This is a genomic window from Bradyrhizobium sp. HKCCYLS1011, assembly GCF_051167795.1.
GTDB lineage: Bacteria > Pseudomonadota > Alphaproteobacteria > Rhizobiales > Xanthobacteraceae > Bradyrhizobium.
In genome coordinates this window covers 763,839-777,981 of record NZ_JBNPTT010000004.1, presented here as the reverse complement: position 1 = coordinate 777,981, position 14,143 = coordinate 763,839, and the positions used below count along the sequence as shown (strand labels likewise).

At 64.6% G+C, this 14,143-nt stretch carries 11 protein-coding genes; 1 reads left to right on the top strand and 10 read right to left on the bottom strand.

Going from position 1 to position 14,143, the window contains the following annotated elements; translation table 11 throughout:
- Nucleotides 1–70 precede the first annotated feature (70 nt).
- The 8 genes from ACQR1W_RS16590 to hydA all read right to left on the bottom strand — a co-directional run bounded on the left by ACQR1W_RS16590 (nucleotide 71) and on the right by hydA (nucleotide 10,449).
- Nucleotides 71–1,729 (bottom strand): ATP-binding cassette domain-containing protein, encoded by a 1,659-nt coding sequence (locus tag ACQR1W_RS16590; RefSeq protein ID WP_434851758.1) that lies wholly within the window; start codon nucleotides 1,727–1,729, stop codon nucleotides 71–73.
- 93 nt (nucleotides 1,730–1,822) lie between these two features.
- Entirely contained in the window at nucleotides 1,823–2,683 is an 861-nt protein-coding gene (locus ACQR1W_RS16585) for an ABC transporter permease (protein ID WP_434851757.1), read from the bottom strand.
- Complete coding sequence (locus tag ACQR1W_RS16580; RefSeq protein ID WP_434851756.1) at nucleotides 2,680–3,711, bottom strand: ABC transporter permease; 1,032 nt, start codon at nucleotides 3,709–3,711, stop codon at nucleotides 2,680–2,682. The genes ACQR1W_RS16585 and ACQR1W_RS16580 overlap by 4 nt, the downstream gene beginning before the upstream one ends.
- 21 nt (nucleotides 3,712–3,732) lie before the next feature.
- Nucleotides 3,733–5,352 carry an ABC transporter substrate-binding protein gene (locus tag ACQR1W_RS16575; RefSeq protein ID WP_434851755.1) on the bottom strand — a complete coding sequence of 540 codons (1,620 nt, stop codon included), beginning with the start codon at nucleotides 5,350–5,352 and terminating at the stop codon, nucleotides 3,733–3,735.
- Between the two features lie 86 nt (nucleotides 5,353–5,438).
- Nucleotides 5,439–6,887: an NAD(P)-binding domain-containing protein gene (locus tag ACQR1W_RS16570; RefSeq protein WP_434851863.1), complete on the bottom strand. Its 1,449-nt coding sequence runs from the start codon at nucleotides 6,885–6,887 to the stop codon at nucleotides 5,439–5,441.
- Nucleotides 6,888–7,058: 171 nt separating this feature from the next.
- On the bottom strand, nucleotides 7,059–7,820 hold the full coding sequence (locus ACQR1W_RS16565) for an SDR family oxidoreductase (RefSeq protein WP_434851754.1): 762 nt from the start codon (nucleotides 7,818–7,820) through the stop codon (nucleotides 7,059–7,061).
- A 1-nt stretch (nucleotide 7,821) separates the two neighbouring features.
- Nucleotides 7,822–8,796 carry an NAD-dependent epimerase/dehydratase family protein gene (locus ACQR1W_RS16560; protein ID WP_434851753.1) on the bottom strand — a complete coding sequence of 325 codons (975 nt, stop codon included), beginning with the start codon at nucleotides 8,794–8,796 and terminating at the stop codon, nucleotides 7,822–7,824.
- 183 nt (nucleotides 8,797–8,979) lie between these two features.
- A complete protein-coding gene (gene hydA / locus ACQR1W_RS16555; protein ID WP_434851752.1) occupies nucleotides 8,980–10,449 on the bottom strand; it encodes a dihydropyrimidinase in 1,470 nt (489 codons plus the stop codon).
- Nucleotides 10,450–10,594: 145 nt separating this feature from the next.
- Between hydA and ACQR1W_RS16550 the strand changes: the two genes are divergently transcribed.
- Nucleotides 10,595–11,254: an aspartate/glutamate racemase family protein gene (locus ACQR1W_RS16550; protein ID WP_434851751.1), complete on the top strand. Its 660-nt coding sequence runs from the start codon at nucleotides 10,595–10,597 to the stop codon at nucleotides 11,252–11,254.
- 262 nt (nucleotides 11,255–11,516) lie between these two features.
- Here the strand turns inward: ACQR1W_RS16550 and ACQR1W_RS16545 are convergent, their stop codons facing one another.
- Nucleotides 11,517–12,443: an N-carbamoyl-D-amino-acid hydrolase gene (locus tag ACQR1W_RS16545; RefSeq protein ID WP_434851750.1), complete on the bottom strand. Its 927-nt coding sequence runs from the start codon at nucleotides 12,441–12,443 to the stop codon at nucleotides 11,517–11,519.
- A gap of 246 nt (nucleotides 12,444–12,689) precedes the next feature.
- Nucleotides 12,690–13,919 (bottom strand): amidohydrolase family protein, encoded by a 1,230-nt coding sequence (locus ACQR1W_RS16540; protein ID WP_434851862.1) that lies wholly within the window; start codon nucleotides 13,917–13,919, stop codon nucleotides 12,690–12,692.
- Nucleotides 13,920–14,143 lie beyond the last annotated feature (224 nt).

Sequence of the window (14,143 nt, the reverse complement as noted above, 5' to 3'; positions counted from 1 at the left end):
CGAGTCAATCCAGAGTCGCGCGACGGTTCTGGATTGCTTCGGCGCAAGTGCGCCTCGCAATGACCGACAGCTAGGCCGGTGCGAGATCGGCCCGCTCAATATGCGGCACGGCGTCGACCAGCTCGCGCGTATAGTCGGTCTGGGGATTGGCAAACAGCGCCCGGCTCTCGCCCTGCTCGACGATCTGGCCTGCGCGCAGCACAATCGTGCGGTCGCACATCATGCGGACGACGTTGAGATCGTGGCTGACGAACAGGAAGCCGAGATTGTCCTCGCGGCGCAGCCGGTTCAGGAGCTGCAACACTACCGCCTGAACCGAGACGTCGAGCGCCGCGGTCGGCTCGTCCAGCACCAGGAGCCGCGGCTTGCAGGCGATCGCCCGCGCGATGCCGACGCGGGCCTTCTGCCCGCCGGACAGCTGATGCGGAAAGCGCGACAACAGCTCCCGGGGCAGCCCGACCCGATCGGCGCAGTCCTCGACCTGACGCCGCAGGCGATCGTCCGATCGTAGGCCCAGCAGCCGCAGCAACGGATGCGCGATACAGTCGAACGCGGTGTAGCGCGGATTGAGGCTCTCGTTCGGATCCTGGAAGACGATCTGGATGTCCCTGCGGAATTCAGAACGGTGGAAGTCGCGCGCCGGGATCTGGCCGATCGCCTGCCCATCGAACAGGATCTCGCCCGCGCTCGGATCGATCAGCCGGCAGATCATCCGCGAGGTCGTGCTCTTGCCCGAGCCGGATTCCCCGACCAGGCCGATGCTCTCACCGGGACCCATCGTCATCGAGAAATCGGCGACGCCGGTGGTGCCATCGTCGAAGCGCTTGCTGATACGCTTCACGTCCAGCAGCAGCGGCGTGCCATGCGGCAAAGGCGGCAACTCCTTGACCTGGACCAGCGGCACCCGCTCGCCATCTGGCACCAGATCCTCGACCCGCGACGTCGCGGTCGGCGACGCCGCGACCAGCCGCTTCGTATAGGGATGCTGCGGCCGGTGAAACAAGGTCAGCGGCTCGGCCTCCTCGACCAGACGCCCCTGCTCCATCACAACGACGCGGCGGCAGTAGCGCGCCGCGAGACCAAGGTCGTGCGTGATCAGGATCGTCGCCATGCCGCGGGCCGCTGCGATACCGGCGAGCAGGTCCATCACCACTTTCTGCGTGGTGACGTCGAGGCCGGTGGTCGGCTCGTCCGCGATCAAAAGCTGCGGATTGCAGGAGATCGCGATGGCTATCATCACGCGCTGGCACATGCCGCCCGACAGCTCGTGCGGATAGGCCTTGATGCGCCGTTCAGGATCGCGGATCTGCACGGCATGCAGGAGCTTCAGCGCCTCCTCGCGCGCCTCGTGCCGGGCGATGCGGCGATGCGCGAGGACGGCGTCCGCGATCTGCTCGCCGACGGCGCGGATCGGATTCAACGCAGCGCGCGGATTCTGGAAGATCATCGCCATCGCCGCGCCGTGGAGCTGACGCAGATCGGCGCTGCCGGCGCCGGTGATGTCCTGTCCCCTGAAGCGGATGCGGCCGCCGGCGATGCGGCCGGCCTTGTCGAGCAGATGCGTAATCGCGAAGCCCGTGACCGATTTGCCCGAGCCGCTTTCGCCGACGAGCCCGAGCATCTCACCTGGCTGCAGCGACAGCGTGACGCCGCGCACCGCCTCGACCAGGCCGCGGCGGGTCGAGAACGTCACCTTGAGATCTTCGACCTGGAGCAGCGGCGCGGTCATGTGCGCATCCTCGGATGCGCCCCGCTCGGCATGAGGTGACGGCTCATATCCGCATCCCCGGATGCGCCCGCCTCTGCGTGGTGTACGACAAGGTCATGTGCGCATCCGGGGATCGAGGATGTCGCGCAGGCCGTCGCCGAGCAAATTGAAGCACAGCACCGCGCTCATCAGCGCGAAGCCGGGGAATGCGACCAGCCACCACCGCCCCGTCGAGATGAAGCGCGCACCCTCGGCGACCATGATGCCCCATTCCGGCGTCGGCGGCTTGACGCCGAGGCCGATGAAGGAGAGGCCTGCGGCGTTGAGGATGGCCCAGCCGAGATTGAGCGACATCTGCACCGCCATGGCCGGCAGCACATTCGGCAGCAGGAAGCGCAAGACCACCGCGACATGGCTTTCGCCACAGGCGCGCGCGGCTTCGACCCAGCCGAGATTCCGGCGGATGTTGACCTCGGCGCGGGCGAAGCGGATGTAGAACGGCAGGTTGATGATGGCGGTCGCGATCACGATGTTCTCGACCCGGTTGCCCAGCGCAGCCACCATCGCCATCGCCAGAACGAACAGCGGAAACGCCATCAGCACGTCGACGAAGCGGCCGACCGCCTTGTCGAGCCGACCGCCGCCATAGCCGCAGAGCGCGCCGATCACGGAGCCGATCGCGAAGGAAACCGCGACAGCCGTCACCGCGATGGTGAGATCGAGACGCGTGGCGACGATCAGGCGGCTGAACACGTCGCGGCCGAGCTGGTCGGTGCCGGCCCAATGCGCCGTGCTCGGCGGCTGCAAAGCCTGCGGCACATCGGAGGCGATCGGATCATAGAGCGCGAGCCACGGCGCGAGGATGGCCACCAGCGCCAACAACAATGCGCCGCAAGCTGCAACAGCAGTCACCGGATTGCCGCGCAGCACGAATGCCGTATGGCGCAAGGTCGAGGAGGCGTCGGTTGCACTCATGCCACCGTCGCCCTGGGATCGGCGATGCCGTAGAGCAAATCGACGAAGAGATTCACGACGACGAAGATCGTCGCCATCAGCAGCACGAAACCCTGCACCGGCGCATAATCCGAGACGAGCAGCGCGTCGAGTGCGTAGGACGCGACGCCCGGCCAGGAGAACACCTTCTCCACCAGCACATTGGCTCCCAGCATGGTGGAGAACACGATGCCGGCGATGGTGATGACAGGTAGGATGGCGTTGCGCAGCGCATAGGTGACGACGATGCGCCACCAGGACAATCCGACCGAGCGCGCGGTGCGGATGAAATCGCTGCCCAGCGACACCAGCATCGAGGCGCGGGTGATGCGCGCCAGCGGCGCGATCACGAACAGCGCCATCGTGAAGGCCGGCAACATCAGCTGCCGCGCCGCGGCCCACCACCCGTCGAAATCGCCGGCGAGCAGAAAATCGATGATCAGGAAGCCGGTACGCGACGGCGGCAACGTCGTAAAGATATCGACGCGGCCGGTTGGATCCGGCGCGAGACCAAGCAGATAATAGAACACATAAATCAACAGCAGGCCGGAGACGAAGGTCGGCACGCAGACCCCGAGCGAGCAGAACAGCCGCACGCCGTGATCGATCAGCGAGCCCGGGCGCAGGGCAGCGGTCACACCCAGCGGCACCGCCGAGACCAGCGCGATGAGCAGCGCCGTGAGCGTCAGCTCGAGCGAGGCCGGCAGCCGTTCGCGCAGATCCTTGGCGACCGGCTGCCCCGTCATCATCGAGCGGCCGAGATTGCCGCGACCGACGTCGTAGAGATAGATGCCGAGCTGGGCCGGGAGCGGCTTGTCGAGCCCCATCTGCTTGCGGATGGTCTCGATCTCCTCCTTGCCGGCATTGGGGCCGGAGGCGAAGAACACGGCGGGATCGCCCGGCAGCACCCGCATCAGCAGGAAGGTGAACACGAGAACGCCGAACAGCGCCGGCAGCGACGAGATGAACCGTCGCCCCGCGCGGATCAGAGTTGCGCCGATCGTCCCCATCGTCCCTGCGGTCCCAATCCCCTATTTGCGGCTCAGGTTACGATAATCCACCTGCCGGGTGAACTGGTAGACATAGCCGTCGACGCTCGGCTGCATCACCGCGTCCTGCGCCGCCTGCCAGATCGGGATCTGGAACATCTGGTCGAAATGGATGGCGTTGAGCTCCCTGCCCTCCTCCTCATATTTTTCCTTGTCGGCTTCGAAGCGCGCCGCTTGCGCGATCTTCTCCAGCTCCGCATTGTCCGTGGACGAATAGTTCCAGCGCTGATTGCCGGTGTAGAAATTGCGATAGAAATAGTCGGTCGACGGCAGCCAGGCGACGATGCCTTCCGTGAAGAACGGCAGCTTCTTCTCGTTGATCGCCGTCGACATCTGCGCGTCCGGCAGCTTCTGGATGTCGATCTTGATGCCGATCTTAGCCAATGATTCCTTGACCAAGGCCGCCATCGGCTCGGCGGTCGCGGCCTGGCCGACATTGAAGCTGAAGGTGGTGGCGAAGCCGTCCGGCATGCCGGCGTCCTTCAGATACGCCTTGGCCTTATCGAGATCGAGCTTGACCGGCTGCGGGATCGGATAGGCGCCGCTCGGCGGCTTGCCATCGGCCCAGCTGGCGCCGAACAGCGGGGCGCCGCGGCCGAACAGCGCCGCCTTGAACATGTCGTCATAGGGCAGCGCATAGGCGATGGCACGGCGCACATTGACATTGTCGAACGGCGGGATCTTGTTGTTCATCGAGACGAAGCTGACCGCATTGTATTGTGGCGTCGAGATCACCTTCAGCTTGCCCTTGCCTTCCAGCGCCTGCACGTCGCTTGCCTGCAGGTCGATGACGAGATCGGCATCGCCGCGCTCGACCAGGTTGGCGCGCGTCGCGGGCTCCGGCACCGACTGGATGATCAGGCGCTTGAACGCGGCCGGCTTGTCCGCCGTGCCGCGATTCCAGGCCTCGTTGCGCTTGGCGATCACCTGCTCGCCCGGCTTGAAGGTTTCGACGATATAGGCGCCGCTGCCGGCGGCGTTCTCCTTGGTCCAGTTCAGCGCCCACGGATCGTCGGCCGTCGCATGCGCTTTCGCGAGCTTGGAATTGATGATGATGGGATAGACGGTCGCGAGATTCGGCAGCGCCAGCTTGTCAGGCTTCGGCAACGTCACTTCGAAGGTCAGGGGATCGATCACCTTGAACTGATCGGGTGATGTCAGCGAGCCCGTGAGCAGCTGGGCCTTGCCGAGGATCGGCGCGCTGACGCAGCGGTCGAGCGACCATTTCACGTCATCGGCGGTCACGGGCGAACCGTCCTGGAATTTGGCATCGGGCCGGAGCTTGAAGGTGATCTTCAGCCCGTCCGGGCTGAGCTGATAGGATTCCGCGAGCTCGCCAGTGATGGTGTCGAGATCGAACACCCATTTGCCGTTGAGCTGCTTGCGGCCGAACGACACCAGCCGGTCATAGCTGCTCATCGACAGCGCGAAGGCTTCGCGGGTCGAGCCCGGAATGTTCGGATCGAGCGTGTTCACGGTGGCGCCCGTGACGTAACGCAGCGTCTCGGCGCGGCTCTGTGCATGCGCACGCGGCGTCGCCGATATCACCGCAAGCGATGCGGCCGCCACGACCAATATCCGTTTGGAAATCGCAAAACTCATGCTCTTGCCCTTCGGTTCGTCTTGGCCGCCCCCGATGGCTCGGCCCGTCCTGAGTTCCTCGCCGGAAATGCTGAGGAGACAGCAAATCACGTGCCAGCAGCGCCTTCCGCAAGGTCGCTCGCGGCCTCGCGCCGCACCACGGCCTGGGGAACATCATAGGCCTGGAATGCCGCCCAATGCTTGTCGATATCGGCCCGGAACAGCCCGCGCGTGAGCCCATGCACCAGCTTTGGAATGGCCGTCGTCATCGCATTGATCGACGAACCGGAGGCGCCGAAGCTCATCGTGGAGGCGATCGCGAACACATGGATATCGCCGATCCAGGGCGTCTCGCCGCGCACGCGCTCGCACAGCGCGTAGTCGTCAGCGAGATAAGGGAAGTCGCTGAGCCGTGCGTTGCGCTCCTCGGGCGGCGGCGTGTAGCGATCCGACCAGCGCGCGATATTGTGTGCAAAGCGCTTCAGTTCGGCGCGGCCGGCGAAATTCATCGCGATCCCGGTGGCGCTGATGATGAAGTCGCAGACGGTCTCGCCGCATGGCGTCTGCAGCACGATGCCATCAGAGGTCTCCCGCGCCGCCTCGACCGGTGTCCCCTCATACAGATGAAACGCGGCGTGGCGCGCGCAGCGGTCATAAGTGTGCTGCGGAAAGCCTTCGCGCAGTTCCAGGATGGCGCGCATGAAGCGCCAGCGCCAGGCATCGTCGAGCTCGGAGAAGTGCCGCAGGAATCCACGGAAGGTGAGCCAGCGATAGGGCTGCACGAGCTGGATCTCGGCGCGGCGGCACAGCAGATCGACGCGGTTGGCGCCGGCTTCCAGCGCCATCGCCGCATTGTCGAAGGCCGACGCGCCGGCGCCGACGACAACGACACGCTTGTCACGCAGCGCATCGACATCGATCGGCGCGGCTGAGGTCACGCAACGTGAGGCAGGCAGATGCCGCAGCGGCTCGGGAATGCTCCAATCCCCCATGCCTTCCTGGCCGGTGGCGAGCACGATCTTGCGCGCGTAAAGCAGCGCGTCGCCATCGCGGCTGCGCACTGTCGCGCGCAGCAGGCCATCGGCGGCCGGCGCGATGTCGACCACCTCGCAGCCATTGCGCACGGGAAGCTCGAGCACCCTGCGATACCACGCGAGATAGTCTGCCCAATATTCGCGCGGGATCAGGTCAAGATCGCGCCAGCTCTGCGCGCCGAATGTCGCCTCGTGCCAGGATTGATAGGTCAGGCTGGGAATATCGAGATCGGGCCCGGTGAAATCTTTGGGCGAGCGCAAGCTCGGCATGCGCGCATAGGTCAGCCATGGGCCCTCGCGTCCCTCCTCCGCCTTGTCGAGCACGAGGATATTGATGACCTGCGAGCGCAACAGCCCGAAGGCAGTCGCAAGGCCGGATTGGCCACCGCCGACGATCAAGACGTCCAGCGCGGGGCGACCATCGGGACCCAACATCGGCTTCAGCCAGGGCATGCTGGGATGAGCGATCCTGGCGAGATCGCGCCGGACCTGGCCAGCGAGTACCGCGAGCCCATCAGTCATGCCGCACACCAGGATGGCTGCCAGTATCGCGCTCGGCACGATCGCTGTCGTCCACGCTCGCTCCATTCGTTCCAGACCCGGCGTTGCAGCCTAGCAAAGCATTGCGACTGGCAAAAATCTCATTTTGCTGGCGACTATTCACCGGACTTATAGCTCGATGCGTCATCCCGCTCACGCTGCGAGCCAGCCGCCATCGACGGGGAGCACCACGCCGGTCACGAAGGAGGCTTCGTCGCCGGCGAGGTAAAGCGCGGCGGCAGCGACCTCCTCCGCCTCGCCGAAGCGCTTCATCGCGTGGCGCTGGCGCGAGGCGTCGCGCACGGCATCGACGTCGGCATGGCGCGCAAAGCTGCGGCGAAGCATCGGCGTGTCGATCGCGCCGGGCGCAAGCGCATTGACGCGGATGCCATCGGCCGCGAAATCGACCGCCATGGTGCGGGTCAGGCTGATGATGGCACCCTTGGCGGCGATATAGGCGCTGTTGCCCTTGCCGCCGGCGATCGCCAATTGCGAGGCCAATGTGACGATCGCGCCCTTCTGCTGGCGCTGCATGATCGGCACCGCGACCCTGGCCCACAGCCAGGTGCCGCCGACATTGGTGCGGAACACAGAGTCCCAATCGGCGGGATCGGTGGTGACCACGGTGCCGCCGCAGGAGAAGGCGGCCGCGGTCATCAGCACGTCGAGCCGGCCGCGCGCTTCCGCCACGCTGTCGACCGTGGCTTTAGCGAAATCCGCTTCGCCAACGTCGCCGAGATGGACGCTGCCCTCGCCGCCGGCCCCGCGCAGGAGCGCCAGCGTCTTTTCCGCGCCTTGGGCATCGCGATCCACCAGCGCGACGAAGGCACCCTCGCGCGCGAACGCAACCGCACTGGCGCGGCCGATGCCGGAGCCTGCCCCCGTGATGACGGCCACCTGTCCCGCGAGCCTCATGTTAGCTTTCACCCCGATGTTCGATCCACCAAGCGCTCAGATCGGCGACCGATTCAACGAGGCCGAAGCGCGCCCGCCAGCCAAACTCTTGAGCCATTCGCTCGACAGAGAGCGGAGCACGCTCAGGACCGTGATACTTGATCAGAGTTTCCTCGCCTGGCGCCGCCAGCCGGCATTGTAAACCAGGGTGCAAAGCTGCAAAGGCCTGTCCCCACTGCAGCGCAGACCATGCCCTGCCGCTCGAGATATTGTAGAGCCGATATTGCGGCCGCTCCGCTTCGAGCAGCACCGCTACAGCGTCAGCAACATCGGGAGCATAGATCCAGTCCTTGACACCTCGGTCAGGCAAAATCGCGGGCTCGCCGCGACTGAACTCATGCAGAATCCGGAACTGCATGCTCGGCGTGTCGCGTACCTTGCCGACCCGCTCCCAAGGCCCGAAAACGGCACTCAGTCGAACGTTGATAAAGTCTCCGCCCCAGAGATCAGCGTACCTCAACAAGAGGCGTTCCAAAGTAAACTTGCTGATTGAATATAGAGAGACAGGATCGCACGGCGTGGTCTCCTCCAACAGCGGGTAGTTCTGACCTGCGGCACCATAGGCCGCTGCCGATGAAAGATTGATGAGGCGACGAACGCGCTGTCGGATCGCTCGTTCCAGAATTGGGATTTGGGCCATCACGTTAATCTCGAAGATGTTTCCCCGAGAAGTCCTTTCCAGATCGACGCCAGCGGTGATCGCCGCTCCAAGCACAATGGCATCGCACCCCTTCGCGATAAGAGCTCCCGTTCTCTCCGTGTCCGTGATCTCGCCTTGTACGACGTTGAGCCTATCTCCATGCTGCGCTAAGGATTGCTGTGCTGCCGACGGTAACTGTTTGCGGTCGAACACGGTTACCACGTGGCCACGCTCCAGCAGCCCCTGCGCGATGTTGAGCCCGACAAAGCCGCACCCACCGAAGATCAGGATGTGCATGGGACTATCTCATCCTGACGCTGGTGGCCTCATAGTTCGAGACGGCTGCTGACGCAGCTTCCTCACCATGAGAAGTAGGACCTGTGATGCTGCGAGGACGGTGCTGTTCCCTCGTCCTGAGGAGGGAGCGAAGCGACCGTCTCGAAGGACGAGGCCCGGTTACCTCAAATCGCTCCTGCGCGCTCACAGCAGCCGCGCACCAAAATTCTGCTCGGGGTCCATGTCGGCGACCAGCCGACCGGTCGGCTTCGCAGCCTCGCCGCCGCTACGCGGCAGGAAACGTCCGGAGCCTGCTGCTACGGACAGCTTGCCATCATCGACAATCACCCGGCCGCGCGACAGCACCGTCACCGGCCAGCCCTGCAGGCTGCGCCCGGCAAACGGCGTGTAGCCGGCAAGATCATGCATCATCGCATCGCTGACCGTGACGCGCTTGTCCGGATCCCAGATCGCGATATCGGCATCAGCGCCGATCGCGATCGCGCCCTTCTTCGGATGCAGATTGTAGATCTTGGCCGGCGCGGTCGCGGTCAGCTCGACGAACTTGTTGAGACCGAGCCTGCCCTTCGACACCATCGTGTCGAACAGCAGCGGCAGCCGCAGCTCCAGCCCCGGCAGGCCGTTGGCGATCTGCTTGAAGTTCGGCGCGGGGCCGGCGCGCAGCTTGCCGGTCTCGTCAAACCGATACGGCGCATGGTCGGAGGAGATGGTCTGGAGATCGCCGAGCGACAGCGCCTGCCACAGTGCCTCCTGGTCGGAGGCACGGCGCGGCGGCGGGCTGCACATCCATTTCGCGCCTTCGACGCCGGGCTTGTCGAGATCATCGGCAGTGAGAAACAGGTATTGCGGGCAGGTCTCGGCGAACACTTTCAGCCCCTGCCCGCGCGCATCGCGGATGACCTTGGTGCCTTCGGTGGTCGAGACATGGAAGATCATGATCGGCTGATCGATCAGCGCCGCCATGCCGATCAGCCGGTTGAAGGCTTCGGCTTCGGAGAAGCGGGCGTGGCTGATGGCGTGATATTTCGGATGGGTGTAGCCGCGTGCCAGCAGCCGCTTCACCATCCAGGAGATGATGCCGTGGTTCTCGGCATGCGCGCACAGCATCGCGCCGCCCTCGCGCGCCGCAACCAGAATGTCGAGCAACGGCTCGTCGTCGATCTTCAGCAGATCATAGGTCATGAAGATCTTGATCGAGCCATGGCCCTGCTTGATCAGCGCCGGCAGATCATGCTCCAAGGTCTCCTTGGTCGGGTCCGCAATGATCATGTGGAAGGCGTAGTCGATGACCGCGCCCTTGCGCGCCAGCGCATGATACTCCTCCAGCACCTGCGGCAACTTCATGCCGATGTGCTGGGCCGCAAAGGAAATCACCGAGGTGGTGCCGCCGAACGCAGCCGAGGTGGTCGCGCTCTCGAAGGTATCGGCATTGACGATGCCGGCCGCCGAGAGCTGCTCGATATGGCAGTGACTGTCGACTCCGCCGGGCAGGACCAGCTTGCCGCGCGCACCGATCTCGCGCCTGGCTGGCCCGAGCCCGCGGCCGATCGCAGCGATGCTTTCGCCGGCGATGGCGACGTCGGCCTCGAAAACATCGGTGGTGGTGGCGACGCGCCCTCCCCGGATGATGAGGTCATAGGCGGGCTCGGTCATGGCGGTCTCCTCGTCAGTTCTGCCCAATGGAACACCGCCGATATCGCGGCGCGCCGTTGCGCCCGGCGCATGACGATCTCATGTGCCTGATGGCATAGTGATTGCCTTTCACGTCGCGTCAACACTCCTCGAGCAGGAAGCTCCCATGTCCCGCCCGCGCATCACGGTGATCAATCCGAATTCCAATCAACTTGTCACTGATGGTCTCGCCGAAGCTCTGAAGCCGTTGATGTTTGCCGACGGCCCGGAGATCGTCTGCGAGACCCTGAAGGAAGGGCCGTACGGAATCGAGAGCCAGAAGGACGCCGATAGCGTGACCATGCCGCTGCGGCGCTTCGTCGAGGGTGACAATGCGTCGTCCGCGTTCGTGATTGCCTGCTACAGCGATCCCGGCCTGCATGTCTGCCGCGAGGCGACCACGCGGCCGGTGCTCGGCATCGCCGAATGCGGCGTGCTGACCGCGCTGACGCGCGCCGACAGCTTTGGGGTGATCGCGATCGCGCAGCGCTCGATCCGCCGCCATTTGCGCTATCTCCGGCAGATGGGGCTGATCGACCGGCTCGCCGCCGAGCGGCCGCTGGACATGACGGTGGCGGAGACCGCCTCCGGCGAAGGCACGCTGGCGAAGATGATCGCGGTTGGCCGGGCGCTGAAGGAGGAGGACGGCGCCGGCGCGATCGTCATGGGCTGCGCCGGCATGGCGCGCCACCGCAAGGGTCTGGAAGATGCGCTCGGCATTCCCGTTGTTGATCCGACCCAGGCCGCGGTGACGATGGCGCTCGGCGCGGTCGCGTTCGCGGGGTGAGTGGATGATTCGCAGATCCTCGCAATTGCTGATACTCGGGTCTGCCCCACTGGCCGGTTTTACATTCCGCTGTCGTCCCGGCCTTGAGCCGGGACCCATACCCTCCGGCCGCCATGTAGCGGTAACTGGTAGCTACGTTCCTCGACAGCTTCCGCGGTATGGGTCCCGGCGTTCGCTGGGACGACACCTTTGTTGTTGGGGCTCTCCTGCGACATCATTGGGCTGTAGCAGCTTTGATCAGCCGACGGCGCAGGCGCCTCGCTCACTCCGGCGGGATCGCGCCGGTGCGGCTGGTGATCAGGCCGTAATGCTCGATGCGGCGGTGGCGGGCGAAATCGAAGATCGTCTCCTTGCCGAATTTGGTCGCATCGAGATCGCAAGGCGCAACCAGCAGCTCGTCGCTTTCGGTCTTGGCCTCGGCAACGATCTCGCCATCGGGATTGACGATCAGGCTGCCGCCGATCAGCGGATGCCCGTCCTCGACGCCGGCCTTGGCGACCGCAATGACCCAGCAGGAGTTCTGATAGGCGCCTGATTGCACCGAGAGCCGGTTGTGAAACAGCCGCTGCTCAGGGCCTTCCATATTCTTCTGCGAATTCACCGACGGCGTGTTGTAGCCGAGCACCACCATCTCGACGCCCTGCAGCCCCATCACGCGATAGGTCTCGGGCCAGCGGCGGTCGTTGCAAACAGCCATGCCAATGATGCCGCCGAGATTGCGCCAGACCGGAAAGCCGAGATCGCCAGGCTCGAAATAGCGCTTCTCCAAATGCTGGTGGCTGCGCGTCGGATCGTACTCGACATGCCCTGGCAGATGCACCTTGCGGTACTTGCCGACAATGTTGCTGTTACGATCGGTCAGGATGGCCGTGTTGTAGTGATGTCCATCCGGCGTCAGCTCGGCGTATCCGCACGACATCGCCATCTGGTGCTGCCTGGCGCGGTCGAACAGCGGCTGCACCGCTGCATTTGGCATCTCGCGCTCGAACCAGCCATCGACCTCGGCCTGATCCTCCATGTACCAGCGCGGGAAGAAGGTGGTCAGCGCCAGCTCGGGATAGACGATCAGATCGGCGCCCTTTGCCTTGGCCTCATCCATCAGCGCCAGCATCCGCTTGACCACGACCTCGCGGCTGTCGGCCCGCTGGACCGGCCCCATCTGGGCGGCGGCAACATTGATCACGCGCATGGTGTTAGTCCTTCATGATAAACGCCAACGGCGCGGCGAGTTCGCTACAACCTCGCCCCGCTTGCGGGGAGAGGTCGCATCGCATCGCTAGATGCGATGCGGGTGAGGGGGTACAGGTTCATCTACTCGCACCGCTCGTGCGTCTGCCCCTCACCCCAACCCTCTCCCCGTGAAGAACGGGGAGAGGGAGCTCACCGCCATTGCCGCTGCAATTCTGGCTCATACTCAACTTCTCTAACCGCCCCATCAATGTGGCCCATGCAGCACCGGCCGCGGACGCGTGAATGAGGCGCGGCCGCGTTTCAGGCCCCACAGCGGCTGCGCCAACGTCGCGATCGCCTCCGTCGGGTTGCGCGCGTCGATGCACACGAGATCGGCCGGCGCGCCGACCGCGATGCCATAATCATCGAGCCGCATCAGCCGTGCGGCATCCGACGTGATCATGTCGAGACAGCCGGCCAGGTGATCGGGGCGCGAAACATGACAGACATTGGCGTAGAGATTCGCCATGCGGATCAGCGAGCCGTCCCCATAGGGCGTGAACGGGTTCAGCACATTGTTGGTCGAGATCGAGCAGGTGACGCCGGCCGCGCGCAAAGGCTCGAGCGGCACCACGCCGCGCGGGATCGCGTGGTCCTGCCTCCGCCCCATCAGATGCAGATCGGTCGACGGCAGCACGGTGACGGCGACGCCGGCATTGGCGAGCTGCGTTGCAATTGCATTGAAGCGCTCCGGCGGCAACAGCGACAGCTGCGTGACATGGCCGACCGCAACGCGCCCGCCCCAGCCATAGTCCTCGGTCTTGCGGCAGACATATTCGATCTGCATGCGATCGAGCGTCTCGGCGAGATCAAGATGCATGTCGATGTCGACATCGAACTCGCGCGCAATGGCAAAGATGCGGTCGATCTGCGCGGCCGGATCGGTGTCGAAATACGGTGCCGCCCCGATGGTGCGCGCGCCGCGGCGCAGGCCCTCGACCAGCAGCTGCTCGGTGCCTGGATAGTTCGTCAGCCCTTCCTGCGGAAACACGCAGATCTCGAGGTCGAGCGCCCAGGCGTAGTCGCGCCGGAGCTGATCGATGGCGTCATAGCCGATCATGCCGATACCGGGATCGAGCTCGACATGGGTACGCATGCGCATGGTGCCATGGCTGATGCAGCGCTCGACCGTCTGCTTGGCCCTGCTGTAGACATCTTCGCTGGTGAAGTTGCGCTTGGCCGCCGCGGTCTCGCGCACGGCTTCGGCAACCGTGCCTTCCTGGATCCGGCAGCGATCGAGAATGCAGGTCTTGTCGAGATGGATGTGGGTCTCGATCAGGCCGGGCACGACGAGACAGCCTTCCGCATCGCGTTCGCGTGCGTCCGCCTGCAATGCCGCGTCGATCGCGACGATCTTGCCTTCGCTGATGCCGATGTCTGCGCTGCGATGTTCGCCGGCGCACCACAGCGACGCATTCCGGATGATCAGGTCCAACACGTCATTGCCCGAAGAAACGGCCCATGCTGGCCCTTGAGCCGACCAAAGGCAAGCGCCATGCCAGCCCTTGGAAAGGCGCGCCGCTGGACCGAATGTGTAGGAATAGTGAATCAAAGCTTCATTGTGCGTACAACCATTTGCCTACAAACAAGGCGGCCCGCGCCGTTCGCAGGAGCAGCATCGCGGAGACCCTTGTTTTCAGCGGAAAACGTGCTATATTC